The organism is Laribacter hongkongensis DSM 14985, assembly GCF_000423285.1.
GTDB classification, from domain to species: Bacteria; Pseudomonadota; Gammaproteobacteria; order Burkholderiales; family Aquaspirillaceae; genus Laribacter; species Laribacter hongkongensis.
This window is the reverse complement of the sequence record NZ_AUHR01000016.1, coordinates 39,088-65,581: the sequence shown is the minus strand read 5'-3', so window position 1 is coordinate 65,581 and position 26,494 is coordinate 39,088. Positions and strand designations below refer to the sequence as shown.

Genomic DNA, 26,494 nt, shown 5'->3' with positions numbered 1-26,494 from the left:
CGGCTCAGGCCGCGCCGCCAGCCACGTCGGCCTTCTGGCGCAGACGCAGGCTGAGTTCCTTGAGCTGCTTCTCGTCCACCGCGTTCGGGGCATTGGTCAGCAGACACTGGGCACGCTGGGTCTTCGGGAAGGCAATCACGTCGCGGATCGAATCGGCACCGGCCATCAGGGTCACCAGACGGTCCAGACCGAAGGCCAAGCCGCCATGCGGCGGGGCACCGAACTTCAGGTTGTCGAGCAGGAAGCCGAACTTGTTCTGCTGTTCTTCCGGGCTGATCTTGAGGGCACCGAACACCTTTTCCTGCACGTCGGCACGGTGGATACGGATGGAACCGCCGCCGATTTCCCAGCCGTTGAGCACCATGTCGTAGGCGCGGGCAATGCAGGCACCCGGATCGGTCGCCATCAGGTCTTCGTGACCCGGCTTCGGCGAGGTGAACGGATGGTGGCAGGCAGTCCAGCGGTCGTCGTCTTCGTCGTATTCGAACATCGGGAAGTCAACCACCCACAGCGGACGCCATTCGCGCACGAAGTAGCCGCCGGCTTCGCCGTGTTCATGACCGATGCGGATGCGCAGCGCGCCGATGGCTTCGTTCACCACCTTGGCCTTGTCAGCACCGAAGAAAATGATGTCGCCGTTTTCGGCACCGGTACGCTCGACGATGGACTTGAGCACGCCTTCGGTCAGGTTCTTGACGATCGGCGACTGCAGGCCGCTGGTTTCGTCGGTAGTCAGCTTGGTGACATCGTTGACCTTGATGTAGGCGAGGCCCTTGGCACCGTAGATGCCGACAAACTGGGTGTACTCGTCGATTTCCTTGCGCGACAGCTTGGCACCGCCCGGCACGCGCAGGGCGACCACACGGCCGTTGGGCAGGTTGGCCGCGGCGTTGAACACCTTGAACGGCACGTCCTTCATGACGTCGGTCAGTTCGGCAAACTTGAGGCTGACGCGCAGGTCCGGCTTGTCCGAGCCGTAGTAGTGCATGGCGTCGGCGTAGGTCATGCGCGGGAAGTCGCCCAACTCGACGTCCATGGCGTCACGGAAGACCTGGCGGGCCATGCCTTCGGTGATGTCCATGATGTCATCCTCGTTCAGGAACGAGGTTTCCAGGTCGATCTGGGTGAATTCCGGCTGGCGGTCGGCGCGCAGGTCTTCGTCACGGAAGCACTTGACGATCTGGTAGTAGCGGTCGAAGCCGGCCACCATCAGGAGCTGCTTGAAGAGCTGCGGGCTTTGCGGCAGGGCAAAGAATTCGCCCGGATGCACGCGCGACGGCACGAGGTAGTCGCGGGCGCCTTCCGGGGTGGAGCGGGTCAGCATCGGGGTTTCGATGTCGATGAAACCCTGGGCATCGAGGTAGCGGCGCACGCCCATGGCCACCTGGTAGCGCAGGCGCAGGTTTTTCTGCATGGCCGGACGACGCAGGTCGATCACGCGGTTGGTCAGGCGCACGGTTTCCGACAGGTTCTCGTCGTCGATCTGGAAGGGCGGCGTGGCGGCGGCGTTGAGGATTTCGATCTCCTTGGCGAGGAGTTCGATCTCGCCGGAAATCATCTTGGCATTGGTGGTGCCTTCCGGACGGCGACGCACGCGGCCGGTGATCGACAGCACGAATTCGTTGCGGGCGCTGTCGGCGGTGGCAAAGGCTTCCGGGGTATCCGGGTCGATCACCACCTGTACCAGACCTTCACGGTCGCGCAGGTCGATGAAGATCACGCCGCCGTGGTCACGGCGACGGTGTACCCAGCCCTTGACCGTCACGGTCTGGTCGAGATAGCGGGTGTCAATGAGTCCGCAGTAGTCAGTACGCATGGAGATTGGCTTTCGAGATTCGCAATTAACGGTTTTTCTGTCCGGGCGTCACCACGCCCATGGAAATGATGTATTTGAGCGCGTCATCGACACTCATGTCGAGCTCGTGGGTATCGGACTTGCGCACCAGTATGAAGTAACCCGAAGTCGGGTTCGGCGTGGTGGGCACGTAGACACTCAGGTAGTCGTCCTCACCCAGGTGTTCGGCCACCCCGGCGCCGGGCGTGCCGGTCAGGAAGGCGATGGTCCACGCACCCTGGTGCGGAAACTGCACCAGCACCGCCTTGCGGAACGACTGGCCGGACCCCGACAACAGGGTGTCGCTGACCTGCTTGACACTGGTATAGATCGACTTCACCACCGGAATGCGCGACAGCAGCGCATCCCACATGGCCACAAGGCGCTGTCCGAGCATGTTGGCGGCCAGGGCACCGGTCCCCAAGATCACCGCCAGCGCGACCAGAACCCCGGCCCCCGGAACATGGAAGCCGAACAGCGACTCCGGCCGGATGCTTTCCGGCAGCAGGTAGAGCGTTTCGTCCATGGTGCCGATGATGATGTCGAGCACCCAGAACGTGATTGCCAGCGGCACCCAGATCAGGAGCCCGGTAACCAGATAGCCCTTCAAAGTCAGTTTGACGCGTTTCATGTCGTGGCCTTAGCCGCAGCCTCCGCAACCGCCGCCGTTGGCCTGGGCGGCCGGGCAACTGGCACCCTTGTTCTTGAAATCGGTCGCGTAATAGCCACCGCCCTTGAGACTGAACCCTCCGGTCGGGGACAACTGCTTGGCATAAGCGCCGCCACCGCAGTGCGGGCAGGCCGCGATCGGCGCGTCACTCATCTTTTGCAGATGTTCCTGTGCGTGGCCGCAATCCGTGCAGCGGTACTCGTAAATCGGCATGCATCCCTCCGGCAAAAATCCCTGCTTTGAACGATTACAGGTGACAAGATGCTGCAATGCAGCAAAAATGACAAAGTGAACCCGGACACTGCGGTTGTAACCGCAGTGTCCGCAAGGGTCTGAAAACAGAAAATTATAACGCAGCGTCAAGCCAGAAGCGAAAAGGCAAAGGAATTTGCGGTAACCGATCGTCATCGCAACCGTTTCGTCATAAAACCTCATGACAATCATGCGGATCACGTTGACGGCCATCCATTATGGAAAAACTTTCGAACACCCGTGCGGTTCAGGCACATCCGTCCCTTCGGCATGCCAGTCGCAACCGGAATCCGCTCACGCATGCACATCCGCTGCATCATGGCCCCCGTCCGTTCCGGTGCCATGGCCTCTCCGGGCGTTCGCCAGTCCTGCCAGCCATGCCGGAACAGCATCCGGTCATGTCTGCGCCCTCCTCGCCCCTGCTTCAGCCGGCCGCCCGCTGCCTGGCCAGATTCAACCATCTGCCGGCCGGTCAAGCCGGTTTCCGCCCCCCTCAATCCCTGGAGAGCGTCATATGACCCGCGACGAATGCGCCTTTGCCGACCTGATCGAACAAGCCGAACAATACGGCCCGATCACCATGTCGGTTGCCCACCCCTGCAGCCCGGAATCCCTGATGGGAGCCGTCGAATCGGCCGAGCACGGGCTGATCACCCCCATTCTGGTCGCGCCGCGAGCCAGGCTGGAGAAGCTCGCCGAGTCATGTGACATCGACCTGTCGCGCTATCGCATCGAAGATGTCGAGCACAGCCACGCAGCAGCCGAACGTGCCGTCGAACTGGTCCGCAACGGCGAAGCCCAGGCCCTGATGAAAGGCAGCCTGCATACCGATGAATTCATGAGTGCAGCGCTGGACCGCCACAAGGGCATCCGCACCGACCGCCGCATCAGCCACGTTTTCATCATGAAGGTGGAAAGCTACCCGCGTTACCTCTTCATCACCGATGCCGCCATCAACATCTCGCCCGACCTGAAAACCAAGGTCGACATCACCCAGAACGCCATCGACGCCGCCCGCATGCTCGGCATCGACACGCCGAAGGTCGCCATCCTGTCGGCCGTGGAAACCGTCAGCCCCAACATCCCGTCCACCATCGATGCCGCCGCCCTGTGCAAGATGGCTGATCGCGGCCAGATCCGTGGCGCCATCCTTGACGGCCCGCTGGCCTTCGACAACGCCATCTCCCATGCGGCTGCCGACACCAAGGGCATCCACTCGCAAGTGGCCGGCGAACCGGACATCCTGATTGTGCCGGACCTCGAATCCGGCAACATGCTGGCCAAACAGCTCTCTTACCTCGCCGCTGCCGCCTCGGCCGGCGTGGTGATGGGTGCACGCGTGCCGATCGTGCTGACCAGCCGTGCCGAAGATGCACAGGGCCGCCTGGCCTCGGCTGCCATCGCCAACGTACTGGGTCACAAGATGTCCCAGGGAGGCGTCAAATGAAGCGCATCCAGCTCGTCCTCAACGCAGGCTCCGCCACGCTGAAGTTCGAATGCTTTTCGCTGGAACACGCCGAGCCGGAAGCACTGGTCCGCGGCCTGATCGACGGCGTGGGCAAGGCCCAGGCCACCATCAAGCTCAAGACGCCGGCCGGCGAAACGCTGGTACAGCGCCCGCTGGCCGACTCGTCCCATGCCAGCGCCCTGCGTGCAGTGTTCGAACTGGCCCGCGAGCGCGACTGGGGGCTGGAAGCCGTCGTGCACCGGGTGGTGCACGGAGGCGCCCTGTTTGACGGACCGGTCGTGCTCGACGACGCCAAGATCGCCCGCCTGCGCGAACTGGCTCCGCTGGCACCGCTGCACCAGCCGGTGGCGCTGGCCGCCATCGAGGCCGTATCCGAAGTAGCGCCGGGCGTGGTGCAGATTGCCTGCTTCGACACCGCCTTCCACATTCCGCAAGACCCGCTGGCCACCCGCTTTGGCCTCGCCCGCCGCTGGCACGATGCCGGCGTGCGCCGCTACGGCTTTCATGGCCTGTCGTACGCCGCCATTGCCCGCAAGCTGCCGGGGGTGCTGGGAGCCGAAGAAGCCGAAAAACGCGTGGTGGTCATGCACCTTGGCAGCGGCTCCAGCGCCTGCGCCATCCACCGTCGCCAGAGCGTGGCGTCCAGCATGGGGTTCTCGGCCGTTGACGGCCTGATGATGGGCACCCGCCCGGGCAACCTGGACCCGGAAGTGATCCTGTACTGGATCGAGCACGAGCAGATGAGCCTTGCCGACATCCGTGCCGAAATCTACAAGCAGGGCGGCTTGCTGGGGGTATCCGGCGGCCTGTCGTCCGACATGCGCGAGCTGATCGACAATCCGCACCCGCATGCGCAGGAAGCCGTGGCACTGTTCTGCTACCGCGCCGCCCGCGAGATCGGCGCACTGGCGGTCCAGATGGGCGGCATCGACCATCTGGTATTCACGGCCGGCATCGGCGAGCGCTCGGCCCGGGTGCGTGCCCGCATCGTCGAACGGCTGGCATGGCTGGGCCTGAAGCTCGACCAGGAAGCCAACCAGCAGGACGAAGCCTGCATCAGCACGCCGGACAGCTCGCGCGGCGTGTGGGTGATCCGGACCGACGAGGAAGGCGAAATGGCCCGCCAGACCCGCCACCTGTTGCAGCAAAACCCGGCAGGCTGATGCAGCGCCAGCCATAATGCCAGCGCCGGCCGGCCACAGAGGTGGCGGCCGGCGCTGTCGTTTATCTTCTTCTTGCCTGGAATCCGAACACATGAATCCGGCCGACCGCCGTCCGCACCTGAAAGAAATCTGGCCCTTGATCCGCCCGTACTGGCGGGGTGATGAAAAACGCTGGGCATGGGGACTGTTGCTGGCCGTGGTCGTGCTCAACCTGGGACTGATCGGCATCCAGGTCCGGCTCAACCTGTGGAACAACACGTTCTACAACACGCTGCAGAATTACGATCAGGCCGGATTTTTCTCGGCGCTGCTGGAATTTGCCGCGCTGGCGGCCGGTTTCATCGTCATGGCGGTCTACAGCCTGTACCTGCAGCAGATGCTGCAGATCCGCTGGCGCCGCTGGCTGACCTTTCATCTCCTGGGCGACTGGCTGGGCGAACAGAGCTATTACCGCATCGGCCAGCTGCATCCTCCGGTCGACAACCCCGACCAGCGTCTGGCCGAGGACATCGACAGTTTCACCAACAATACGCTGGGACTGTCGCTGGGGCTGATGCGGGCGGTCGTGACCCTGTTTTCCTTTCTCGGCATCCTGTGGGGATTGTCCGGACATCTGGCGTTCAGCCTGGCTGGCTGGCAAATCGACATTCCCGGCTACATGGTGTGGGTGGCGCTCCTGTACGCCGTGATCGGCTCGTGGCTGACGGTAAAAATCGGCCGCCCGCTGGTCGGACTGAATTTCCGCCAGCAGCGTTTTGAGGCCGATTTCCGCTTCGGGCTGATCCGTGTGCGCGAAAACGCCGAGTCGATCGCCCTGTATCGCGGCGAAACGGCCGAACGGCTGGAACTTGACCGGCGCTTTGCCAGCCTGTTCACCAACTTCTATGCCCTGATGAAACGGCAAAAGCTCCTGACCTGGTTTACTGCGGCCTACGGACAGATCGCCATCGTGTTTCCGATCCTGGTGGCAGCACCGCGCTATTTCGCCAGGGAAATGCCGCTGGGCGGGCTCATGCAGACCGCCAGTGCCTTCGGCCAGGTACAGGAATCGCTGTCCTGGCTGGTGGATGCCTATCCGCGACTGGCGGACTGGAAGGCCACCGTGGACCGTCTACTGACCTTCCGTCACGGCGTAGAAGCTGCCCATGCCCTGCAACCGGTCGTTGCCGAGCCGTCCGCCGGCCAGTTGTCGGTGAGCCAGCTGGCCCTGCGCACGCCGGACCAGCGCCTTTTGCTGCGTGACATCGGTTTCCGGCTGGCGGAAGGCGACAGCCTGTGGCTGCGCGGGCCGTCCGGCTGCGGCAAATCCACCCTGCTCAAGACACTCGCCGGCATCTGGCCGCATGCCCGCGGCCACGTCATGCTGCCCGCAGGACGGCGGGTCCTGTTCCTGTCCCAGCGCCCCTATCTGCCCTTGGGCAGCCTGCGTGAAGCGTTCTATTACCCGGATGCCGTGCCAGCAGACGACGACGCCAGACTGAAAAGCGTCATGCAGGAAACCGGGCTGTTTCATCTGGCCGAACGGCTCGATAAAGTGGAACCGTGGTCACACATGTTAAGTCTGGGCGAACAACAGCGTGTCGCCTTGGCGCGCGTGCTGTTGCTGCAACCCGACATCCTGTTCCTTGATGAAGCAACCAGCGCCCTGGACGAAGCGATGGAAACGCATCTCTACGCCCTTGTTGGCAACGCCATGAAAAAAGGCATTCTGGTCAGTGTCGGCCACCGGCCGGGACTTGCCCCTCACCACCACCAGCAATTGAACCTGCAACAGTTCAGCCCGAAAATGACGGCTGCCGGGACATGAGTACTCCGGCAGCAATTGTCATGATTTCACCCAATCAAAATGGATACCCTGTTTCCTTGCTCATGCTAGGGTAATTACTGTTGCACCATCCAACGGGGCCCATGGATCATCATGTTCGTTCTCAACCGTACCCACCGCCATGCCGTTGACCACCTCAGCACTAAACTGAGTGAACTCGAACGGTCCCACCTGCAACTTGAACAGGAACTGTCCAGCGTCCGGACACATGCCCATGACCTGGAATGTGAACAGCGCCGCCACGATGCCGAGCGTGCCGACTGGCAGATGATCTACGCCAGCCTCGCCACCTTCGGCCAGACACTGGCCTCGACCCAGAGCAGCCTCGCCGCCGTCACTGCCACCGTGCACGCCTTCCGGCAGGAAATGATCGAGGACACGCGCCAGCGCGGCGACCGCCGCAATATCGCCGACCGCCTGCGCAACAGCCTGACCGAACTCTCCGGCATGTCACGCCACACAGCGTCCCAGGTACAGAGCCTCGACGAACACGCACGACGGATTGACGGCATCGTCGGACTCATCAAGGACATTGCCGACCAGACCAACCTGCTGGCCCTGAATGCCGCCATCGAGGCCGCCCGCGCCGGCGAACACGGACGCGGCTTTGCCGTGGTAGCCGACGAGGTACGCAAGCTGGCCGAGCGTACCAGCCAGGCCACCACCGAAATCTCCGGCCTGATCGGCACCATCCAGAACAACACAAGCGAAGCCTGTTCGCGCATCGGCTCGCTGGCACAACACACCGACGAGCTCGGGGAAAACATGCTGGGCAGCCTTGACGTCATGCTGCACCAGACCCAGCGCATGGAAACCCTCATCGCCGTCATGTCGCTGCGGGTGTTTGTCGAACTGGCCAAGATCGACCACCTGGCCTTCAAGTTCGAGGTCTACAAGACCTTCCTCGGCGTGTCGGACAAGGAGCCCTCAGCCTTTTCCAGCCACCAGACCTGCCGGCTGGGCAACTGGTACTACCAGGGTGACGGTGCCCAGTGCTGTGCCAGCCTCAAGGGCTATACCACCATGGAAAGACCGCACAGCGAAGTCCACCGCCACGGCAAACAGGCCGTGGAAGCCTTGCGCGCCGGCCAGCTGACCCACGGTGTGGACGCCCTGCAACTGATGGAATCCGCCAGCCAGGACGTCATCGCCTGCCTCGAAAGCATCGCACAGGACGGAGAAGCCAATCCGGCTGCCCTGTATGCCCTGATGCACGGCAACAGCTGACCGCCTTTCCACACGCCAGCCCCCGCGCGCTTTCGCCCGGGGGCATTTTCTTGCCTGACCCCACCGCCAGACTACTCCTTCCGGCCAATCCCAAGCGTTATATAGTCGTGTATATTACGCGACATGAATACACCCGACCTGCATGGCGAGCTGATCCTCAGCCACGGCTCCCGCAAGCTGGCCGATGCCCGCCAGATGCGCCTGCTGGCCGCTATCGACACCACCGGCTCGATCACCCGCGCAGCCCGCGAAGCCGGCATCAGCTACAAGTCTGCCTGGGACACGCTGGATGCCATGAACCACCTGAGCTCCACCCCTCTGGTCGCCCGCGCCACCGGCGGCAAGGGCGGCGGTGGCACCCGGCTCACCCAGGCCGGCCGTGACCTGCTGGCGGTCTACCACGCCATCGAGGCCGAGCAGCAACGCCTGCTCGCCACCCTCGCCCCGCACGTCGACGATGCGGCGGCCACCCTCAACCTGCTCTCCCGTCTGCGAACCATGCGTACCAGTGCCCGCAACCAGTTTCTCGGCCGTGTCAGCGCCATCCACACCGGCGCCGTCAACGACGAAATCACCCTGACCCTGCCCGGTGGCCAGAACATCGTGGCCATCGTCACCGCCGACAGCCGCCAGACGCTCGGACTGGAAACCGGTGGCGAAGCCGTCGCCCTGATCAAGGCCTCCTCGGTACTGATCGCCTGTGGCGACGGGCTGGCACTGTCGGCCCGCAACCAGCTCTGCGGGCAGATTGCCGACATCCGCAGCGGCGCCGTCAACGACGAAATCATCCTGGAACTGGCCGGCGGCACCCGGCTGGTCGCCGTCATCACCTGCGAGAGCACCCGCAGGCTGGGGCTGGCCACCGGCATGACGGTGACCGCCGCCTTCAAGGCATCCCATGTCATCCTGGCCGTCCCGGCCTGACCCTAACCGCGGAGGTTGTGTATGTTGCGTAAAGTCCTGTTTGCCTGCCTGTTCAGCCTGCTGGCCCTGCCCGCAGGAGCGGCCCCTGCCACGCCCCTGACGGTCGCCGTGGCGGCCAACGTGCAGTACGCCTTTGACGATCTGGCCCAGGCCTTCACCCGGGAAACCGGCACACCGGTCAAACCGGTATTCAACTCGTCCGGCAAATTCACGGCACAGATCCAGAATGGCGCCCCGTTTGACGTTTTCCTGTCGGCCGACACCCACTATCCGCAGCATCTGGCGGATCAGGGACTGGCTGCCAGCGCGCCGGTCGTCTACGCCAGGGGCCAGCTGGTGCTGTGGACCCTGTCGCCCGCCCTGCAACTGGACGACTGGCAGGCTGCACTCAAGAACAGTACCGGCAAGATCGCCGTCGCCAACCCCAAGCTGGCCCCTTATGGCCGTGAAGCCATGCGGGTGCTGGAGCAGCAAAACCTCGCCGGGCCGCTGACCCCGCGACTGGTCTTCGGCGAAAGCATCTCGCAGACCAACCAGTACATCTACTCGCAGGCTGCCGAGCTGGGCTTTACCGCCAAATCGGTAGTGGTATCGCCGGAAATGCGCGGCAAGGGCCGCTGGCTGGCGATTCCACCGGCCCTTTACCAGCCGATCGAGCAGGCCATGATCGTGACCCGCCACGGCGCCGCCAGCCAGCCCGAAGCCAGCCGGCGTTTTGCCGAATTCATGCGCGGACCGCAGGCTCGCCGCATCCTCGAAGCGCACGGCTACCTCGTGCCATGAGTGCCCTGCCCGTCACGCTGCTGGCCTGCGAGCGCGAAGACAGCCTGGCCTTGCTGACGGTCGTCCTGCCCGATGGCCAGCAACTGTCGGCCCTCTCGACCACGGCAGTCGCCACCGAACCGGGCACGCCGCTGCTGGCCCGGGTCAAGGCCGCCGAAATCGCCCTCGCCCGCCCGCCGCTGGGCGCCATCAGCCTGCGCAACCGCATTGCCAGCCGGGTGACAGCCATCGAGGCAGGACGCCTGCTGGCGCGGGTGCGGCTGGCCGGTGACGGCTTTGACCTCGCCGCACTGATTACCCGGGCTGCCGTCGAAGAACTGGCCCTCAGGGAAGGAGACAACGTACTTGCCCTGATCAAGGCCAACGACCTCGCCCTGTTCACTGCCGAAAGCCCTGATGACGCTGCTTGAACTTGACTGGACGCCGCTGTGGCTGACCTTCCGGCTGGCCGCCCTGACCACGGCCATCCTGCTGGTCATCGGCCTGCCGCTGGCCGCCTGGCTGGCACGCACCACCAGCCCGCTGCGGCCGCTGGCCGAAACGCTGGTCAGCATGCCGCTGGTGCTGCCGCCTTCGGTACTGGGGTTTTACCTGCTGCTGGCCTTCAGCCCGCAATCGTGGCTGGGCCGCTGGCTGATCGACACCTTCAGCCTGAAGCTGGTGTTCACTTTTGAAGGACTGGTGCTGGGATCAGTGCTGTTCAGCCTGCCCTTCATGGTACAGCCGCTGCAATCTGCCCTGGCCAACCTGCCGCCCTGCCTGCGCGAAGCGGCGTGGACGCTCGGTCATTCGCGCCTGCAAACCCTGTTGCGGTTCGAGCTTCCCAACATCAAGCGCGCCCTGCTGGCCGGACTGGTACTGACCTTTGCCCATACGGTGGGGGAATTCGGCGTGGTCCTGATGATCGGCGGCAACATTCCGGGCGTGACCAAGGTGGCGTCGATCGCCATCTACGACGAGGTGGAAGGGCTGAACTACGCCGCAGCCAACCTCTACGCCGGCGTGCTGTTCGTGCTGTCGTTTGCCATCGTGCTGACCGTGTATCTCGTCAACCGCCGCGGAGTCCGTGCCCTGTGATCGAAATCGACCTCGCCAGACAGCTGGACACCGCCCACGGCCCGCTGACACTCAAGGTGACGGCCAGCCTGACGCCCGGCGACCGCATCGCCCTTTTCGGTGCCTCCGGTGCCGGCAAGACCACCCTGTTGCGCATGCTGGCCGGGCTGACCCGGCCGGACAGCGGCCGGCTGGTGGTCAACGGCACGGTCTGGTTCGACAGTGCCCGCGGCATTCATGTTCCCCCGCAGCAACGGCAGATCGGAATGGTATTCCAGGACTACGCGCTGTTTCCGCACCTGTCGGTCCGTGGCAACCTCGCGGCCGCGCAGCCGGTCCGTAATCCGGTACGCATTGACGAGCTGCTGGAACTCACCGGACTGGCCGCCCTGGCCGAGCGTCGTCCTGACACGCTGTCGGGCGGCCAGCGCCAGCGGGTGGCCCTGGCCCGGGCACTGGCCCGCGAACCGCAACTCCTGCTGCTGGACGAAGCCCTGTCGGCACTCGATGCCGACCTGCGTCACCGGCTGCAGGACGAACTGCTGGCACTGCATGCGCGCTTTGCCCCGACCTTGCTGCTGGTCAGCCACGATCTGGCCGAAGTGTTCCGGCTTGCCCGCCGGGTCATCCGTCTGGAAGCCGGGCAGGTCACCGGCGACGGCAGCCCTGAATCGCTGTTTCTCGGACAGGGAGGCAGTGGACGCCTGCAACTGGCAGCAGAAGTGCTGGCCGTGCGGCGCATGGGCGTGCTCGACGTGGCCAGCCTGCTCGCCGGAGGGCAGGTGATGGATGTGGTGCTGGACCCGGACGAGGCGGCACAGGTACGTCCAGGCGACCGGGTGACGCTGGCCGCCCAGGGCTTCAGTCCGCTGGTGATGCGCCAGCCGGACACTGGCACGCACTGAGCGGCATTCACCCCGTATCGACCGCGCCGCTCCTGACGAGCGCAGCACTTGCAGGTGACATGACCACCGCAATGCCGGATTCCGTTCATGGCATCCACGCAGGCCTGCACCAGGAACAGGCCGGCAGGAGGCGGAGGATGAGCATCGGCGCAACGGCCACTGGCAATCTGCATACCCGCAAGCCATCCGGAAAGCCACCGGTTCTGCGCCTGTGTTTGCGCGGAATGGAGCCAGAAAACCATTGGCCAAAGCCGCAGCTCAAGCACCCGCCCTCTTGATGCCAACCGGCTGCGCAGCCGGTTTTTCCTGGACAACCTTCATTTGATCGTCATTCATGACTCCATGAATTCATCCGGTGCAATGTCCCTTTACCGGCTTTGTCCCTTCACGGCAAAGCATGACTCATGAAGATCCTGGAATGGCCGCAGACAGCGTGGGTTCTGTTCCGAATCCGTCATGCTCAAGCAACCAGAGCAGTAACCGCCGCCAAGCCATGCAGGATCTGGCATCTGCCCTCAAAAGCGGCGACGTGTCCCAGGTACCGGCGGCCTACGACACGCCAGGTAATGTCAGTTCCGACAGCCCGCTGGCCAGGATTGGTGTCGCCCTCAAGAGCGGGGACATCAAGAGCGCGCAGGCAGACATGGAAGCCATGCAGAAAAGCCACAAGGGACATCGCCATGCCCAGAACGCGGCGCCTGCCACGGCCAGCACCAGTGCGCCGGCGAATGTCACGTCAACGCCAGGCTCCGTCATCCATGAGACAGCCTGAAACCTGCCCCGGTGGAGTCCGTGCACACGCGGATTTCACCGTTAAAGCCAGTACGGACCGTCAGTCCCGGACACGTTGCGGCTTGCACATTCCACCCGGACCAGGCCAGTACCGTCACGACAGCCCCGATCCGGCCCCGGTTTTTCCCGGTCCATGCCACCGGAACCAGCAAACCTCCGGAGCAGGAATGCGCTCTCCGGGCTGGCATGCCATCATTCCGGCCTTCCTGTCCTTGCCTGTAGCCGATGCATTACATCCTCACCAGTGCCTGCCTCCTGGGCCAGCCGGTCCGCTATGACGGCAAAGCCCTGCCGGTCGGCCATCCCCTGTGGCAACAATGGCAGGCCGAAGGGCGACTGCTGGCCTTTTGCCCTGAATGCGCCGGTGGCCTGCCCACACCCCGGGCGCCGGCCGAAATCATCGCTGGCGATGGAGCCGCCGTGCTTGATGGCCTGGCCCGCGTGGTCGACAAGTCAGGGCAGGATGTCACTGAAGCCTTTGTCGCCGGTGCCATGGCCGCATTGCATCTGGCGCAATCCCGCCACTGCCGGCTGGCCGTGCTGACGGACAAAAGCCCTTCGTGCGGCAGCCTGCGCATCTACGATGGCGGGTTTTCCGGCCGGCTACTGGCGGGCAGTGGCGTGACGGCGGCCCTGCTGCGCCGGAACGGAATCATGGTGTTTGCACAGGACGAGCTGGAGGCCGTGGCCAAAAAACTGGCGGCCCTTGAGGCCGCCATGTCCGGTCAACGGTAAAGGATGACTTCCATCACCATCTTGCTGCCCAGATAGGCCAGGAACAGGAACACCATGCCGGCCAGCGTCCAGCGCGCCGCCAGCCGGCCGCGCCAGCCCCAGCGCCAGTGGCCGAACAGCAGGAGCGCAAACACGCCCCACGACACGAACGAAAACACGCTCTTGTGCGTCAGTGCAAACGGACGGCCGAAAATGGCTTCGGAAAACGCCGTGCCGGTGACGACAGTGACGGTCAGCAGGGCCAGTGCTACCCCCAGGGTCTGGAACAGCAGGTTTTCCAGTTTCAGCAGAGGAGGCAGCTTGACCGGCAGCCGCTTGAGGTTGCGGGCATGCAAACGCTTTTCGATGACCAGCATCAGCCCGGCCATCATGGCGGCCAGCAGGAACAGGCTGTAGCCCATCAGCGACACGATGATGTGCAGCGCCAGCGCCGGCGAGGCGGTCAGACCGTGGGTATAACTGGCCGGCAGCACCAGGGCTGCGGCACAACCCATGGCGCCCATCAGCATCAGCGGCCATTGCAGGCCTTCGAGCCGGTAACACCAGCGGATGGCCCAGTGCAGGCCGATGGTCAGCCATGCAACCAGACTGACTGCCTCGCCCACGCCCATGTTGAGCAGCCCGATGCCGGGCAGCGCCAGCGCCAGACCGTGCAAGGCCAGCACACCACCCACCACGCCCTGTTCGCGCAAGGGATGATCGGCAAACGGCGGGACATAGCCGCGCCAGAGCGCACCAAAACGCCACGCCAGAACCAGATAGGCAATCAGGGCTACAGCACCGGGCAAGGAGAGGATCAGGGGCATCGTCGTCGATGATAGGAAGGACGGGCGGCGGCTTTTGCCACCGGCTCATGTAAAATGCGGTTTTTCGTGACAGTCTACCCGATTCGCCGCCCGTCAGACACACTGCGGCGCCAAGGATTTGCCCCATGTTCGACACCCTGAGCAACCGCCTCTCCGGCGTCATCAAAACCCTCAAGGGCCATGCCCGCCTGACCGAGGACAACATCAAGGACGCCATGCGCGAAGTGCGCATGGCCCTGCTGGAAGCCGACGTTGCCCTGCCGGTCGTCAAAGCCTTCGTCAACCAGGTGCGTGAACGCGCCATGGGCCAGGAGGTCATGGGCAGCCTGACTCCGGGCCAGGCCGTGGTCGGCGTGGTGCACGAAGAGCTGGTCAAGCTGATGGGCGAGCAGAACGACTCGCTCAACCTCGCTGCCGTGCCACCGGCCATCGTGCTGATGGCCGGCCTGCAGGGCGCGGGCAAGACCACCACTACCGGCAAGCTGGCCAAGCTGCTGAAAGAAAAGAGCAAGAAAAAAGTCCTGCTCGTCTCCACCGACGTTTACCGCCCCGCCGCCATCGAGCAGCTGAAACTGCTAGCAGGCCAGGTAGAAGTCGAATGGTTCCCGTCCAGCGTCGGCCAGTTGCCGGTCGACATCGCCCGTGCTGCCGTCGACCACGCCAAACGCCACTACTTTGACGTGCTGATCGTCGATACCGCCGGTCGTCTGGCCATCGACGAAGCGATGATGAACGAGATCAAGGCCGTCCACGCCGCGATCAACCCGGTCGAAACCCTGTTCGTGGTCGACGCCATGCAGGGCCAGGATGCCGTCAACACCGCCCAGGCGTTCAACGAAGCCCTGCCGCTGACCGGCGTGGTGCTGACCAAGCTTGACGGTGACGCCCGCGGCGGTGCCGCCCTGTCGGTACGCAACGTCACCGGCAAGCCGATCAAGTTCATCGGCGTCGGCGAAAAGCTCACCGGGCTGGAGCCGTTCCACCCCGACCGCATGGCCAGCCGGATCCTCGGCATGGGCGACGTGCTGAGCCTGATCGAAGATGTGCAGAAAGGCATCGACGAACAAGAAGCCGCCGCCATGGCCAAGAAACTGAAGTCCGGCAAGGGCTTTGATCTTGAGGACTTCAAGTCGCAGATCCAGCAGATGCGCAAGATGGGCGGCATGGCCAGCCTGATGGAAAAGATGCCTGGCCAGATCGGCCAGATGGCCAAAGGCGTGGACGGTGCCGTCGCCGACAAGGCCGTTACCCGGCTGGAAGGCATCATCAACTCCATGACCCCGGCCGAACGCCGCAAGCCCGAGCTCCTCAAGGCCAGCCGCAAGCGCCGCATCGCGGCCGGTGCCGGCGTTACCGTGCAGGAAGTCAACCGCCTGCTCAAGCAGTTCGAGGACATGCAGAAAATGATGAAGCAGTTCTCCAAGGGCGGCATGTCGAAGCTGATGCGCGGCATGAAGGGCATGCTGCCCGGCATGTGATCCCGGGGCCGCACCCGCCGGTGCGGCCAGCCGGAACCCCGATTTTACTGAGCCAAGGTGATGTGAATGTACGACGTGGCCGTCCTGACTGAATCCCGCTATCTCGCCGCCAACGAAACAGACTGGTATACCCGCCAGGTGCATGCCGAAGACGGACTGGTCATGCAGGCGCTCGAGCGTCAGGGGCTGCGGGTCATCCGCCGCGACTGGGCCGATCCGGCCCACGGCTGGCAAGACACCCGTTCGGTGCTGTTCCGCACCACCTGGGACTACTTTCACCGCTTCGGCGAATTTTCACCGTGGCTTGACCAGGTCAGCCGCAACGCCCGCCTTTTCAACGAAGCCGCGCTGATCCGCTGGAATCTCGACAAGCACTACCTCGGCGACCTGGCCCGTGCCGGCGTCAATGTGGTGTCCACTGCCTATGTCGAACGCGGCGACCCGCGCAGCCTCGCGCACGTGGTGGCCGAAACCGGCTGGGACGAGCTGATCCTCAAGCCCGCCATCAGCGGCGCTGCCCGCCATACCTACCGTTTCAGTGCCGACGAGGCCGCCGTGCACGAATGCACCTTCGGTGAACTGGTCGAACAGGAAGCCATGATGCTGCAACCCTTCCAGCACCAGGTGCTGGAACAGGGCGAAACCTCGCTGATGGTGCTGGACGGCCGCGTCACCCACGCCATCCGCAAGACACCGAAGTCCGGTGATTTCCGCGTGCAGGACGACTGGGGCGGTACGGTGCACCCGCACGTACCCAGCGCCGAAGAAACCGCCTTTGCCGAGGCTGCTGTCCGGTCCGTGCCGTTTGACGTGCTGTATGCCCGGGTCGACGCCATCCGCGACAACAGCGGCCGGCTCGCGATCATGGAACTCGAAATGATCGAGCCCGAACTCTTTTTCCGTTTTGCCCCCGCCGCTGCCGACGTACTGGCGGCGGGCCTGGCACGCCGGCTCGACAAGGCCGGCTGACCGCATGACCACCCGGGACCGGCATCCAGCATGCCCGCCCTTTCCCCAACCTGCCGGCCTTGTGGCCGGCCTTCAAGTCAGACCGATATCATGATGCTCAATGCCCTGACCGCCCTGTCTCCGATCGATGGCCGATACGCTGCCGCCGCCGAACCGCTGCGCGCCATCTTCAGCGAATACGGCCTGATGAAATGCCGGGTCAAGGTCGAACTCGAATGGCTCAAGACCTTGGCTGCCGAACCGCTGATCGCGGAAATCGCACCGTTCTCCGACGCTACCATCGAAGAAATCAACGCCCTGATCACCGGCTTCTCGGTCGAGCAGGCCGAAGCCGTCAAGGCCATCGAAGCGCGTACCAACCACGACGTGAAGGCCATCGAGTACTGGCTGAAGGAAACCCTGTCGGGCAATCCTGAAATCATGGCCGCCAGCGAGTTCATCCACTTTGCCTGCACCTCCGAAGACATCAACAACCTGTCGCACGCCCTGATGCTCAAGGCCGCCCGCGACGAGGTGCTGCTGCCGGTGCTCGACGACATCATCGGCAAGCTGACCGAGATGGCCCACCACCTGGCCGCCCAGCCGATGATGAGCCGTACCCACGGCCAGCCGGCCACGCCGACCACCATGGGCAAGGAAATCGCCAACGTGGTCTACCGCCTCAAGCGCCAGCGCGAGCAGATCGCCGCGCAGGACATGCTGGGCAAGATCAACGGCGCCGTGGGCAACTTCAACGCCCACCTGACCGCCTACCCGGAAGTGGCGTGGGAGGGTCTGGCCAAGCGTTTCGTCGAAAGCCTCGGCCTTGCCTACAACCCGTACACCATCCAGATCGAGCCGCACGACTACATGGCCGAACTGTTCCAGGCCATGATGCGGGTCAACACCATCCTGATCGACCTCGACCGCGATGTATGGGGCTACATTTCGCTCGGCTACTTCAAGCAGCGCGTGGTGGCCGGTGAAGTCGGCAGCTCGACCATGCCGCACAAGGTCAATCCGATCGACTTTGAAAACTCCGAAGGCAACTTCGGCATTGCCAACGCCCTGCTGGCCCATCTGGCCGAAAAACTGCCGGTCAGCCGCTGGCAGCGCGACCTGACCGACTCCACGGTCCTGCGCAACATGGGTGTCGCCTTCGGCTACAGCCAGCTGGGCTACAAGTCCCTGATGCGCGGCCTGAACAAGCTGGAAATCAACCCGGCGGCACTGGAGCAAGACCTTGATGCCAACTGGGCCCTGCTGGCCGAGCCGATCCAGACCGTGATGCGCCGCTACGCCATCGAAAACCCGTACGAACAGCTCAAGGAGCTGACCCGCGGCAAGGACGGCATCTCGCGCGCCACGCTGGCGGTATTCATCGAGCAGCTGGCCATTCCGGCCGAAGAAAAAACCCGCCTGCTGGCGCTGTCGCCGGCCAGCTATCTGGGCAAGGCAGAAGAACTGGCCAAGCGCATCTGACGCGCCCTGTTTCCGGCCTGACCAACGGCATCCTGCGGGATGCCGTTTTTTCATGACCGGCTGCTATGTTCAGACAAGGCGCGTTCTTTCAAGGAGAGCATCATGCCGCTTCGCCCCACCCTACTGGCTCTGGCCGCCCTGCTGTGTTCACCTTTCGTACTGGCCGCAGTCAACGTCAATACGGCCAGTCGTGCCGAGCTGGAATCCTTGCCTGAAATCGGCCCGGTCAAGGCACAGGCCATCCTCGACTGGCGCCAGCAGCATGGTCCGTTCAAGTCGGTGGACGATCTCAGGAATGTGCCGGGCATTGGCGACAAGACACTGGCCACCATCCGCAAGGATGTCGCCACCAGCGGTCCGACCAGCCTGCCCGCCCATGCAGCCAAGCCGGCTCCGACCGGCAAACCTGCCACGCCTTATTCAAAACCGGCAGTGGCACCGGCCCAGCCAGCCAAGCCGGTACCGCCTCCGCCAGCCACTGCGGCCAAACCCGCCACAGGATTGCCGGGCATGGCCGCTCCGCCCGCTCCCGCCAAGCCGGCTCCGGCCAAAAAACCCGCAACGGCCATGCCGGGCAGCGGCTACTGAGCCCTCTCGCTCCCACCTGGAAAACCAACGCCCCGCCAGTCTGGCGGGGCGTTTTGTCGTGCTTCAGGGACATACCGGCAGCATCCTGCCGATACCCTGGCCGGTAGTCAGGTCCTTATTTCACCAGCTTCAGGCGCTTGACATCGATTTCGGTCGACCATGCATCCTTGTCCACCTCACCGCTGATTTCGACCGTATCCTGCGGGCTGACGGTCTGGCCAGCCCAGACCTTGTGGTCGATTTCCACCTCAACGGTACCGCTGGCATCCTGGAATTCGTAATGATCGCTGCGGATATGCTTGGTGATTTTACCCTTGAGCTCAACGCGAGTATCGTCAGCCATCTCCTTGGCCTTGGCGACAGTGGTCAGGGTCGGCATGTTGCCGGTATAACCGCCGCCAGTCGCTGCCGGCCGGGTTTCGGTGAAGCCGCCACCGGCAGCCGGAGCTGCAAAGGCAGCCGAGCTCAGGCACAGGGTCAGCAGGGCAGCAAGCGAAGTCAGTTTACGCATGATGAAGTCTCCCGGAGTAAGTCCAACGGCCAACCGCCGTTGTGTCTGTTAACGATATGACACACCTTAGACTGTGGCATTTAATTTTTTCTTAGTCTGATTTAACGCAACAAAAAGACAGGAATTGGCACAAATGAAAGTAGGCTATATCGGTTTGGGGATCATGGGACGCCCCTGTGCGGAAAACCTCCTCAAGGCCGGACTGGAACTGGTCGTCTGGGCCCGCCGCCCGGAAAGCTGCACACCGTTACTGGCTGCCGGCGCCACACTGGCTACCAGCCCGGCGGACCTGGCCCGGCAGGTGGATGTGGTGGTCACCAACGTTTCCGATACCCCTGATGTCGAAGCCGTGGTCACGGGCGAGGATGGCGTACTGACCGGTGCCCGTCCGGGGCTGATCGTCATCGACATGTCGACCATCTCGCCGCTCGGTGCACGCGCCATAGCGGCAAGCTGCGAGGCAAAGGGGGTATTTTTCCTGGACTCACCGGTTTCCGGCGGCGAAGTCGGTGCCATTGCCGGTACGCTGTCGTTCATGGTCGGGGGTGATGCAGGGGCATTCGAACGGGCGCAGCCGGTTTACCGGGCCATGGGCAAGAACATCGTGCGCATCGGTGACAGCGGCGCCGGCAGCGTGGCCAAATCCTGCAACCAGATCGTGGTGGCCCTGAACGTGCAGGCCGTGGCCGAAGCCTTCAAGCTGGCCAGCGCCTGCGGTGTCGACAAGGCACGGGTCCGCGAAGCCCTGTTGGGCGGTTTTGCCGCCAGCCGCGTGCTGGAGCTGCATGGCCAGCGCATGATTGATGACAACTACGCACCGGGATTCAAGGCACGGCTGCACAACAAGGACATGGGCATCGTCAATGCCACCGCAGCGGCGCTGGAGACCAGCTTGCCCGCTACCCGCGAGGTCAGCACCCTGATTGCCCGGCTAGTGGAGTCCGGAGAGGGCGAGCTGGATTCATCCGCCATTGCCCGCCTGATTGCCGCTGCCTGACACCCGTCGGTCGAAGCACAATCCGCTCGTGATGCCGGCACGCAGCCGGCATCACGATGCAGACCGTTTGATCATCTCTTTCAGCAAGTGCATCGCCTGCCGGCAGGCTTGACCGGCCATGCTCATCATCACGAACGGCAAACGGGTGTATGGGGGTATCAAGACGCGCTCTTGCAGCATGCTCCCCGAAGTCCCCCAAAACAGCAAAGACAGCAATGCACGTCCGGCCTTGAAGATAGCCTCTGCCACAGCCGGTTCGACCGGATTGCCGGCTGTTTCCTACAGCAGGATGGCAGCCACGACCCGCCGGCCTTCCGAGACCAGGATATTGAACGTGCGGCAAGCAGCGGGGGTATCCATCACCTCGACACCGATCTGGCGCGACAGGACCGGCACCGTTATCCGCGGATGCGGGAAACGCAGGCGAGAGCCGGTTCCAAGGAGTACCACCTCGGGATCGTACGCCAGCAGCAGCTCGAAATGCCCGGGGGCAAGCGCGTCGAATCCCTCGACCTGCCAAGGATTGAGCGTATCGGCCGAAACCAGGACCGGTGACTGGTACGGCTGGCCGTTGACATGCACCAGGCCCTCTCCGTACCGGGTAAAGAGATTGTAATTTCCCTGGTTCAAATGCAGTTTCATCCGCGTTCCCGTTTTCTTCCGGTGCATCACCGTAATGTGTCATCGGCATTATACCGGCTCATGCCACGCAGGCCGGATTGCATCAATCCGAGGCAGAGTGCTTGGCAACGTCCATCCTCCGGGGTATATTTCTTTTTCATAGCAAAGATACCCCAAAAACGATGCCCCTGACCGATGCTGACCTGAGCCGACTGGAACCGGAAACTCGCGACCGCAAGCTGTTTGACGGCCGCGGACTGTACCTGCTGGTCCGTAGCAATGGCGCCCGCTACTGGCGCCTGAAATACCGCTTTGCCGGCAAGGAAAAAGTACTGGCACTCGGCGTCTGGCCCCAGGTGTCGTTGCAGGATGCCCGCCAGGCAGCCGACATGGCCCGTGACCAGCTTGGCCGCGGCCTCGACCCCATGCAGGCCCGCCAGCGCCCCCAGCCGGCTCCGTCCGTCTCAAATACCCCCAACACCACCCCGAAAGCCCCTGCCATGGAACCGATCCGCCAGTCCCAGAAACTTGCCAATGTCTGTTACGACATCCGTGGTCCGATCATGGAGCGCGCGCGCCGCATGGAAGAAGACGGCCAGCGCATCATCAAGCTCAACATTGGCAACCCGGCACCGTTCGGTTTCCTGGCACCGGAAGAGATCATGCAGGACATGATCCGCAACCTGCCGCAGGCCTCGGGCTATTCCGACTCCAAAGGCCTGTTTGCTGCCCGCAAGGCCGTGATGCACTACTCGCAGGAAAAGGCCATTCCCGGGGTCACGGTGGAAGACATCTTCATCGGCAACGGGGTGTCCGAGCTGATCGTGATGGCCATGAACGCCCTGCTGGATGCCGGGGACGAAGTGCTGGTACCGGCACCGGACTATCCGCTGTGGACGGCAGCCGTCTCGCTGTCCGGTGGTACCCCCGTTCACTACATGTGCGACGAACAGCAGGACTGGTACCCGGACATCGCCGACATCCGCAAGAAAATCACCCCGCGCACCCGCGCCATCGTCATCATCAACCCGAACAACCCCACCGGCGCGGTGTACCCGGAGCCGGTGCTGCTGGAAATCGCCGCGGTCGCCCGTGAATTCGGCCTGATCGTCTACGCCGACGAAATCTACGACAAGGTGCTGTTCGACGGCACCCGCCACACCTCGATTGCCTCGCTGGCCCCGGACCTGTTCTGCGTCACCTTCAACGGCCTGTCGAAAAACTACCGCGCCGCCGGCTATCGCGCCGGCTGGATGATCCTGAGCGGCGACAAGTCCCGCGCCAGCGATTACATCGAAGGGCTGACCATGCTGTCGTCCATGCGCCTGTGCGCCAACGTGCCGGCGCAATACGGCATCCAGACCGCGCTCGGGGGATACCAGTCGATCAACGACCTGGTCGCGCCCACCGGCCGGCTGACACGCCAGCGCGACCTGGCCGTACAGATGCTCAACGACATGCCGGGCGTCAGCTGCGTCAAGCCCAAGGGCGCGCTGTACTGCTTCCCGCGGCTGGACCCCAAACTCTACCCGGTCCAGAACGACCAGCAGTTCATCCTTGAGCTGCTGACCGAACAACGGGTGTTGCTGGTTCAGGGAACCGGCTTCAACTGGCCAGGCAATGACCACTTCCGCGTGGTGTTCCTGCCGCACATGGAAGACCTGGAAGAAGCCCTCGGTCGCGTCGGCCGCTTCCTTGAAGGCTACCGCCGCCGCTTCACCGCATAAGCCGCACACCGGTTCCGCCTTCAGGCAGAGGAGCCGGAAACCGTGCAGGACAGGCCCGGCCCGCAGGCACACCGCCTCCGGCCGGGCCTGTTGTCTTGATGCACTCCATGTCGCCTGTACCCGCTGACTCACGCCAGGGCCAGGCATGGCTGCGCCGGTTGCATGGCCGCTTTCCGGACCAGATCCGCTACAGGGCAGATCGCCGGACTGATGCCGCCACCGCAGTCAGCCACCGCTGGACCGTGCCGGCGGCCTCACGGCAATCCGAAGGCGCTGCGCCAGCCCTAGCACACACGTCATGCGGACACATGACGGCCACGACACGGCCCGGACGACAGGATCAAGCAGTGTGGCGGCAGGATCACACCGCCGGTCAGCGGCACAGCGGGCTGCACCGGCAAAAAACCATCCAGGACACTGCTCATCTCCATCACAGCATCCGTGATGCCGCCAGCGCCGGCACTCGTGCCGGGCATGACGCGCTTCGTTACCCTCCACTCGCCGCCACAAGCGTTAGCGTGCCGCCCGCAGGCTGCGCGGCGTACAGCCAAAGCGCGTACGGAAACGGGCGCTGAAGCGGCTGGCGCTGGCATAACCGCAGGCCTCGGCCACCTGGCCGATCGGCAGCGAACTGGTCTGCACCAGTGCCAGCGCCCGCTCAAGCCGGCAGTGTTCGCGCAGCTCACGCAGGCTGTGCCCTTCGTCCGCCAGATGCCGGCGCAGGGTCGATTCACTCATGGCCAGCCGCCGCGACAGCTCCGCCGCCCCCAGTGTCAGGTCGGTCCCCAGCAGGCGGTTCACGCGCGGCGCCAGTTCTGCCGGCCCCCTGAGCAGCCCGCGCCCACCACCGGCAAGGCAGATGGCCAGCAACAGCTCCAGCATGCGCTGGCGCTGGACCGGTCCGGGCCGCTGCCGCTGCTGGCCGGCACACCAGTGCTGCCATGCTTCCTGTATGCAGGCGTCGGGCGGCAGGCAGCAGATGGCCGGGCCGCCGCTGGCCGGCAGCCGGTCGGTCAGGGCCGGAAATGCTGCCAGCCATTCATCGTCCAGCGGCAGGCAACGGGCCAGATAGCCGCCGTTGCCCGGCCGGTTTTCGATCTGAACCTGTGCCAGCGCCGGCAGCAGCAGCCATTCACCGGCCTGCACCTGCCAGCCCTGCCCGCCGCAGACCACCCGCTTGATGCCGGATTCGACGGTAATCAGCGTGGTCTGCGCCACCGGCACCGCCCGCAGCTGCTGCGGACGCCGGGCGCGATAGGTCATCACGCCCGGAATGTCGTCAACCCATGATTCAGCGGGCATAGGTTCCGGTCAGGGTGGCCTGGCCCAGAGCATGCTGGCGGATCATGAAACCGGCCATGGCAGGCGAGCTGGAGGCTTCCAGCGGCAGCTTGTCGACCGACAGTGCCCAGACGGTGAACTGGTAACGGTGCATGCCGTGCCCCGGCGGCGGGCAGGCGCCACCATAGCCGGGCTGGCCGAAGTCGGTGCGCAGTTCCAGCGCACCAGCCGGCAGCCCCTTGCCAGTGGCAGCACCGGCCGGCAGGCCCTTGGTGCTGGCCGGCAGGTTGACCACCACCCAGTGCCACCAGCCGCTGCCGGTCGGTGCATCCGGGTCATACGCCGTCACGGCCAGGCTTTTGGTACCGGCCGGCAGGTTGGTCCAGTTGAGGGCCGGCGACTGGTTGCCACCGGTGCAGCCCATGCCGTTGAACACCTGTGCCGCCGCCAGCGGCCGGCCTTCGCTCACGTCAGGGCTGGTCAATTGCAGGGCCGGCGCGGCCTGCGCCTGGGTCAGGACACCGGCCAGCAACAGGGCGGACAGACTGGCAGACACTTTTTTCATCGCTTGCTCCTTGGTTTGCATTCACAGGATGGATGACTGGAGTGTGCCGCAAAATCCTGTCCGCGATTGTGCACAAGCAGGCAGAAATTGTGCCGAAACAGTCAATCAGGCCGGATTTTCTGCCGGCTCTGCCCGAGGCAGCGACTCTCGCCAGACAAAGTCGCGCAACCGGAAACCGCAGGCGAACAGCAGGCCGAAGTAGACGCCGGCGCCACCGCCCACCAGCAAGGTCAGCCAGCCGGCACGCAGCCAGGCCGCCCCGTGCCAGTCAACCGGCAGCCAGTTGAGTCCGGCCAGCAGGAACGCCGTCATGCCGCCGACCGCCAGTCCAACCCTGAGGACAAAGCCTGCCCAGCCGGCCTGCGGCCGGTAAATGCCGTGCACGCGCAGCTGGCGCAGCAGCAGCCCGGCATTCAGGCAGGCGGCCAGCCCGATCGACAGCGCCAGCCCGGCGTGCTTCAAGGGGCCGATCAGCGCAAGGTTCATCAACTGGGTGGCGGTCAGCGTGATGAGGGCGATCTTGACCGGGGTTTTCAGGTTCTGCCGCGCATAAAAGCCCGGTGCCAGCACCTTGACGAGGATCAGCCCCAGGAGGCCGACGGCGTACGCCAGCAGCGCCATGCGCGTCATGTCCATATCGTGGGCAGTGAACTTGCCGTACATGAACAACGTGGCGATCAGCGGCTCGGCCATCACGGCCAGACCCACGGCACACGGCACGGCCAGCAGCACCGAAAGACGGATGCCCCAGTCGAGCAGGCGGGAAAAGGTTTCCGGATTGCCGCCGGCGGCATGCCGCGACAGGCTGGGCAGCAGGATGGTGCCCAGCGCCACCCCCAGCACCCCGGTGGGAAACTCCATCAGCCGGTCGGCGTAATACATCCACGACACGCTGCCCGACACGAGGAAGCTGGCAAAAATGGTGTTGATCACCAGCGAAATCTGGCTGATCGATACGGCAAAGATGGCCGGCCCCATGTGCGTGACGATGCGGCGCACGCCCGGATCGCGCAGGTTCAACCGTGGGCGGGGCAGCATGCCCAGCCGCCGCAGGGCCGGCAGCTGGAACGCCAGTTGCAGGATGCCGCCGGCAAACACGGCCCAGCCCAGCGCCATGACCGGCGGATCAAAATACGGTGCCAGCCACGCGGCAAAGATGATGAAGCTGACGTTGAGCAGCGTCGGCGTAAAGGCCGGGATGGAAAAGCGGTTGAAGGTATTGAGCACGCTGCTGGCCAGCGAAGCCAGCGAAATGAACAGGATGTAGGGAAAGGTGATCCGCAGCAGGCTGGCGGTCAGGGCGGCTTTGTCGCCGTCGTCCACAAAACCCGGCGCCGTGATCCAGATCACCCACGGGGCTGCCAGCATGCCCAGCGCCGTGACCACCACCAGTGCCAGCGCCAGCACGCCGGTGACGCTGGCCAGGAGTTCGCGCGTATCGGCCTCACCGCGTTTTTCCTTGTATTCCGCCAGCACCGGTACGAATGCCTGCGAAAACGCCCCTTCGGCAAATACCCGCCGCAGCAGGTTGGGGAGCTTGAACGCCACGAAAAAGGCATCGGTATAGAGCCCGGCGCCGAACGCGCGGGCGATCACCGCATCGCGTACGAAACCCAGGACCCGCGAGATCATCGTCATGCCGCTGACGGTGACCAGTGCTTTGAGAAGATTCATGAATGGCCGGCTGCTGGCAAAAGCGGCGATGGTAAGACTTGCAACGTCATCCGGCCAGCCCGGCCCTCTCCGGGCATTGCAGCGGTCATCCCCGGCATGTCTGGTTGATCGAAATTAACACTAAGTAAAATTACTTAATCATTTACCGGTAAACACCGGAAAAGATCAAAAATCCCCCCGAC

At 64.0% G+C, this 26,494-nt stretch carries 26 protein-coding genes and 3 pseudogenes; 20 read left to right on the top strand and 9 right to left on the bottom strand.

The window, feature by feature from the left end; genetic code table 11:
• Positions 1-4: 4 nt before the first annotated feature.
• The 3 genes from aspS to G542_RS19290 are packed head-to-tail and all read right to left on the bottom strand — an operon-like array spanning position 5 to position 2,948.
• Positions 5-1,816 carry an aspartate--tRNA ligase gene (gene aspS / locus G542_RS0112050; RefSeq protein WP_027824242.1) on the bottom strand — a complete coding sequence of 604 codons (1,812 nt, stop codon included), beginning with the start codon at positions 1,814-1,816 and terminating at the stop codon, positions 5-7.
• Positions 1,817-1,841: 25 nt separating this feature from the next.
• A complete protein-coding gene (locus G542_RS0112045; RefSeq protein WP_012697917.1) occupies positions 1,842-2,465 on the bottom strand; it encodes a DUF502 domain-containing protein in 624 nt (207 codons plus the stop codon).
• 9 nt (positions 2,466-2,474) lie between these two features.
• Complete coding sequence (locus tag G542_RS19290) at positions 2,475-2,948, bottom strand: FmdB family zinc ribbon protein (RefSeq protein ID WP_244878708.1); 474 nt, start codon at positions 2,946-2,948, stop codon at positions 2,475-2,477.
• Positions 2,949-3,270: 322 nt separating this feature from the next.
• On the opposite strand from G542_RS19290, the gene G542_RS0112035 reads away from it, so the two are divergent.
• The 12 genes and pseudogenes from G542_RS0112035 to G542_RS0111985 all read left to right on the top strand — a co-directional run bounded on the left by G542_RS0112035 (position 3,271) and on the right by G542_RS0111985 (position 13,634).
• Entirely contained in the window at positions 3,271-4,203 is a 933-nt protein-coding gene (locus tag G542_RS0112035) for a phosphate acetyltransferase (RefSeq protein ID WP_027824239.1), read from the top strand.
• Positions 4,200-5,387 carry an acetate/propionate family kinase gene (locus tag G542_RS0112030; protein ID WP_027824238.1) on the top strand — a complete coding sequence of 396 codons (1,188 nt, stop codon included), beginning with the start codon at positions 4,200-4,202 and terminating at the stop codon, positions 5,385-5,387. The genes G542_RS0112035 and G542_RS0112030 overlap by 4 nt, the downstream gene beginning before the upstream one ends.
• A gap of 91 nt (positions 5,388-5,478) precedes the next feature.
• Positions 5,479-7,194, top strand: coding sequence for an ABC transporter ATP-binding protein/permease (locus tag G542_RS0112025; protein ID WP_034985767.1), 1,716 nt, complete (start codon positions 5,479-5,481; stop codon positions 7,192-7,194).
• Between the two features lie 519 nt (positions 7,195-7,713).
• A pseudogene (locus G542_RS19285) lies at positions 7,714-7,920 on the top strand (methyl-accepting chemotaxis protein); the annotation flags it as partial.
• A 57-nt stretch (positions 7,921-7,977) separates the two neighbouring features.
• Positions 7,978-8,439, top strand: coding sequence for a CZB domain-containing protein (locus G542_RS19280; protein WP_308417720.1), 462 nt, complete (start codon positions 7,978-7,980; stop codon positions 8,437-8,439).
• 123 nt (positions 8,440-8,562) lie between these two features.
• On the top strand, positions 8,563-9,363 hold the full coding sequence (locus tag G542_RS0112015; protein WP_027824237.1) for a TOBE domain-containing protein: 801 nt from the start codon (positions 8,563-8,565) through the stop codon (positions 9,361-9,363).
• A gap of 21 nt (positions 9,364-9,384) precedes the next feature.
• Positions 9,385-10,146 carry a molybdate ABC transporter substrate-binding protein gene (gene modA / locus G542_RS0112010; RefSeq protein WP_012697925.1) on the top strand — a complete coding sequence of 254 codons (762 nt, stop codon included), beginning with the start codon at positions 9,385-9,387 and terminating at the stop codon, positions 10,144-10,146.
• Positions 10,143-10,556 (top strand): TOBE domain-containing protein, encoded by a 414-nt coding sequence (locus G542_RS0112005; protein WP_012697926.1) that lies wholly within the window; start codon positions 10,143-10,145, stop codon positions 10,554-10,556. The genes modA and G542_RS0112005 overlap by 4 nt, the downstream gene beginning before the upstream one ends.
• Positions 10,543-11,223, top strand: coding sequence for a molybdate ABC transporter permease subunit (gene modB, locus G542_RS0112000; RefSeq protein WP_012697927.1), 681 nt, complete (start codon positions 10,543-10,545; stop codon positions 11,221-11,223). Before G542_RS0112005 ends, modB begins: the two co-directional genes overlap by 14 nt.
• On the top strand, positions 11,220-12,107 hold the full coding sequence (locus G542_RS0111995) for an ATP-binding cassette domain-containing protein (protein WP_012697928.1): 888 nt from the start codon (positions 11,220-11,222) through the stop codon (positions 12,105-12,107). The genes modB and G542_RS0111995 overlap by 4 nt, the downstream gene beginning before the upstream one ends.
• Before the next feature lie 493 nt (positions 12,108-12,600).
• Positions 12,601-12,879: a hypothetical protein gene (locus G542_RS0111990; RefSeq protein ID WP_027824236.1), complete on the top strand. Its 279-nt coding sequence runs from the start codon at positions 12,601-12,603 to the stop codon at positions 12,877-12,879.
• Between the two features lie 245 nt (positions 12,880-13,124).
• The gene (locus tag G542_RS0111985) at positions 13,125-13,634 is read left to right on the top strand and encodes a 2-thiouracil desulfurase family protein (RefSeq protein ID WP_027824235.1); all 510 of its coding nucleotides are present in this window, start codon (positions 13,125-13,127) and stop codon (positions 13,632-13,634) included.
• On the opposite strand, the gene G542_RS0111980 is transcribed toward G542_RS0111985, so the two are convergent.
• Positions 13,625-14,440, bottom strand: coding sequence for a cytochrome C assembly family protein (locus tag G542_RS0111980; RefSeq protein ID WP_034985764.1), 816 nt, complete (start codon positions 14,438-14,440; stop codon positions 13,625-13,627). The genes G542_RS0111985 and G542_RS0111980 overlap by 10 nt on opposite strands.
• A gap of 125 nt (positions 14,441-14,565) precedes the next feature.
• Between G542_RS0111980 and ffh the strand changes: the two genes are divergently transcribed.
• From ffh to G542_RS19555, 4 genes are all read left to right on the top strand, one after another.
• On the top strand, positions 14,566-15,918 hold the full coding sequence (gene ffh / locus G542_RS0111975; protein ID WP_027824233.1) for a signal recognition particle protein: 1,353 nt from the start codon (positions 14,566-14,568) through the stop codon (positions 15,916-15,918).
• Between the two features lie 66 nt (positions 15,919-15,984).
• Positions 15,985-16,887: an ATP-grasp domain-containing protein gene (locus G542_RS0111970; protein ID WP_027824232.1), complete on the top strand. Its 903-nt coding sequence runs from the start codon at positions 15,985-15,987 to the stop codon at positions 16,885-16,887.
• 90 nt (positions 16,888-16,977) lie between these two features.
• Positions 16,978-18,348: an adenylosuccinate lyase gene (gene purB, locus G542_RS0111965; RefSeq protein ID WP_012697953.1), complete on the top strand. Its 1,371-nt coding sequence runs from the start codon at positions 16,978-16,980 to the stop codon at positions 18,346-18,348.
• A 102-nt stretch (positions 18,349-18,450) separates the two neighbouring features.
• Entirely contained in the window at positions 18,451-18,936 is a 486-nt protein-coding gene (locus G542_RS19555) for a ComEA family DNA-binding protein (RefSeq protein ID WP_012697954.1), read from the top strand.
• A gap of 115 nt (positions 18,937-19,051) precedes the next feature.
• On the opposite strand, the gene G542_RS0111955 is transcribed toward G542_RS19555, so the two are convergent.
• Positions 19,052-19,447, bottom strand: coding sequence for a NirD/YgiW/YdeI family stress tolerance protein (locus G542_RS0111955; RefSeq protein WP_012697955.1), 396 nt, complete (start codon positions 19,445-19,447; stop codon positions 19,052-19,054).
• A 121-nt stretch (positions 19,448-19,568) separates the two neighbouring features.
• Here G542_RS0111955 and G542_RS19645 point away from each other — a divergent pair.
• Positions 19,569-20,051: pseudogene (locus G542_RS19645) on the top strand (NAD(P)-dependent oxidoreductase); the annotation flags it as partial.
• Positions 20,037-20,444 (top strand): NAD(P)-dependent oxidoreductase, encoded by a 408-nt coding sequence (locus tag G542_RS19640; protein ID WP_373279783.1) that lies wholly within the window; start codon positions 20,037-20,039, stop codon positions 20,442-20,444. The pseudogene G542_RS19645 and the gene G542_RS19640, both read left to right, overlap by 15 nt.
• Before the next feature lie 279 nt (positions 20,445-20,723).
• On the opposite strand, the gene G542_RS0111940 is transcribed toward G542_RS19640, so the two are convergent.
• Positions 20,724-21,086 carry an Mth938-like domain-containing protein gene (locus G542_RS0111940; RefSeq protein WP_027824231.1) on the bottom strand — a complete coding sequence of 121 codons (363 nt, stop codon included), beginning with the start codon at positions 21,084-21,086 and terminating at the stop codon, positions 20,724-20,726.
• 161 nt (positions 21,087-21,247) lie between these two features.
• Here G542_RS0111940 and G542_RS19270 point away from each other — a divergent pair.
• Together G542_RS19270 and G542_RS0111935 are read left to right on the top strand one after the other, a co-directional pair.
• A pseudogene (locus G542_RS19270) lies at positions 21,248-21,496 on the top strand (Arm DNA-binding domain-containing protein); the annotation flags it as partial.
• Between the two features lie 69 nt (positions 21,497-21,565).
• Positions 21,566-22,792, top strand: coding sequence for a pyridoxal phosphate-dependent aminotransferase (locus G542_RS0111935; protein WP_027824230.1), 1,227 nt, complete (start codon positions 21,566-21,568; stop codon positions 22,790-22,792).
• A 513-nt stretch (positions 22,793-23,305) separates the two neighbouring features.
• On the opposite strand, the gene G542_RS0111925 is transcribed toward G542_RS0111935, so the two are convergent.
• The 3 genes from G542_RS0111925 to murJ all read right to left on the bottom strand — a co-directional run bounded on the left by G542_RS0111925 (position 23,306) and on the right by murJ (position 26,312).
• The gene (locus tag G542_RS0111925) at positions 23,306-24,094 is read right to left on the bottom strand and encodes a helix-turn-helix transcriptional regulator (RefSeq protein WP_027824228.1); all 789 of its coding nucleotides are present in this window, start codon (positions 24,092-24,094) and stop codon (positions 23,306-23,308) included.
• A complete protein-coding gene (locus G542_RS0111920) occupies positions 24,084-24,638 on the bottom strand; it encodes a YbhB/YbcL family Raf kinase inhibitor-like protein (protein ID WP_012697962.1) in 555 nt (184 codons plus the stop codon). The genes G542_RS0111925 and G542_RS0111920 overlap by 11 nt, the downstream gene beginning before the upstream one ends.
• Before the next feature lie 105 nt (positions 24,639-24,743).
• The gene (gene murJ / locus G542_RS0111915; protein WP_027824227.1) at positions 24,744-26,312 is read right to left on the bottom strand and encodes a murein biosynthesis integral membrane protein MurJ; all 1,569 of its coding nucleotides are present in this window, start codon (positions 26,310-26,312) and stop codon (positions 24,744-24,746) included.
• Positions 26,313-26,494 lie beyond the last annotated feature (182 nt).

What these genes read in the sequence shown, in the direction of transcription:
- aspS (WP_027824242.1), bottom strand. Translation starts at nt 1,816, where the DNA reads ATGCGTACTGACTACTGCGGACTCATTGACACCCGCTATCTCGACCAG.
- G542_RS0112045 (WP_012697917.1), bottom strand. Translation starts at nt 2,465, where the DNA reads ATGAAACGCGTCAAACTGACTTTGAAGGGCTATCTGGTTACCGGGCTC.
- G542_RS19290 (WP_244878708.1), bottom strand. Translation starts at nt 2,948, where the DNA reads ATGATTGTCATGAGGTTTTATGACGAAACGGTTGCGATGACGATCGGT.
- G542_RS0112035 (WP_027824239.1), top strand. Translation starts at nt 3,271, where the DNA reads ATGACCCGCGACGAATGCGCCTTTGCCGACCTGATCGAACAAGCCGAA.
- G542_RS0112030 (WP_027824238.1), top strand. Translation starts at nt 4,200, where the DNA reads ATGAAGCGCATCCAGCTCGTCCTCAACGCAGGCTCCGCCACGCTGAAG.
- G542_RS0112025 (WP_034985767.1), top strand. Translation starts at nt 5,479, where the DNA reads ATGAATCCGGCCGACCGCCGTCCGCACCTGAAAGAAATCTGGCCCTTG.
- G542_RS19280 (WP_308417720.1), top strand. Translation starts at nt 7,978, where the DNA reads ATGCTGGGCAGCCTTGACGTCATGCTGCACCAGACCCAGCGCATGGAA.
- G542_RS0112015 (WP_027824237.1), top strand. Translation starts at nt 8,563, where the DNA reads ATGAATACACCCGACCTGCATGGCGAGCTGATCCTCAGCCACGGCTCC.
- modA (WP_012697925.1), top strand. Translation starts at nt 9,385, where the DNA reads ATGTTGCGTAAAGTCCTGTTTGCCTGCCTGTTCAGCCTGCTGGCCCTG.
- G542_RS0112005 (WP_012697926.1), top strand. Translation starts at nt 10,143, where the DNA reads ATGAGTGCCCTGCCCGTCACGCTGCTGGCCTGCGAGCGCGAAGACAGC.
- modB (WP_012697927.1), top strand. Translation starts at nt 10,543, where the DNA reads ATGACGCTGCTTGAACTTGACTGGACGCCGCTGTGGCTGACCTTCCGG.
- G542_RS0111990 (WP_027824236.1), top strand. Translation starts at nt 12,601, where the DNA reads ATGCAGGATCTGGCATCTGCCCTCAAAAGCGGCGACGTGTCCCAGGTA.
- G542_RS0111985 (WP_027824235.1), top strand. Translation starts at nt 13,125, where the DNA reads ATGCATTACATCCTCACCAGTGCCTGCCTCCTGGGCCAGCCGGTCCGC.
- G542_RS0111980 (WP_034985764.1), bottom strand. Translation starts at nt 14,440, where the DNA reads ATGCCCCTGATCCTCTCCTTGCCCGGTGCTGTAGCCCTGATTGCCTAT.
- ffh (WP_027824233.1), top strand. Translation starts at nt 14,566, where the DNA reads ATGTTCGACACCCTGAGCAACCGCCTCTCCGGCGTCATCAAAACCCTC.
- G542_RS0111970 (WP_027824232.1), top strand. Translation starts at nt 15,985, where the DNA reads ATGTACGACGTGGCCGTCCTGACTGAATCCCGCTATCTCGCCGCCAAC.
- purB (WP_012697953.1), top strand. Translation starts at nt 16,978, where the DNA reads ATGATGCTCAATGCCCTGACCGCCCTGTCTCCGATCGATGGCCGATAC.
- G542_RS19555 (WP_012697954.1), top strand. Translation starts at nt 18,451, where the DNA reads ATGCCGCTTCGCCCCACCCTACTGGCTCTGGCCGCCCTGCTGTGTTCA.
- G542_RS0111955 (WP_012697955.1), bottom strand. Translation starts at nt 19,447, where the DNA reads ATGCGTAAACTGACTTCGCTTGCTGCCCTGCTGACCCTGTGCCTGAGC.
- G542_RS19640 (WP_373279783.1), top strand. Translation starts at nt 20,037, where the DNA reads ATGGGCAAGAACATCGTGCGCATCGGTGACAGCGGCGCCGGCAGCGTG.
- G542_RS0111940 (WP_027824231.1), bottom strand. Translation starts at nt 21,086, where the DNA reads ATGAAACTGCATTTGAACCAGGGAAATTACAATCTCTTTACCCGGTAC.
- G542_RS0111935 (WP_027824230.1), top strand. Translation starts at nt 21,566, where the DNA reads ATGGAACCGATCCGCCAGTCCCAGAAACTTGCCAATGTCTGTTACGAC.
- G542_RS0111925 (WP_027824228.1), bottom strand. Translation starts at nt 24,094, where the DNA reads ATGCCCGCTGAATCATGGGTTGACGACATTCCGGGCGTGATGACCTAT.
- G542_RS0111920 (WP_012697962.1), bottom strand. Translation starts at nt 24,638, where the DNA reads ATGAAAAAAGTGTCTGCCAGTCTGTCCGCCCTGTTGCTGGCCGGTGTC.
- murJ (WP_027824227.1), bottom strand. Translation starts at nt 26,312, where the DNA reads ATGAATCTTCTCAAAGCACTGGTCACCGTCAGCGGCATGACGATGATC.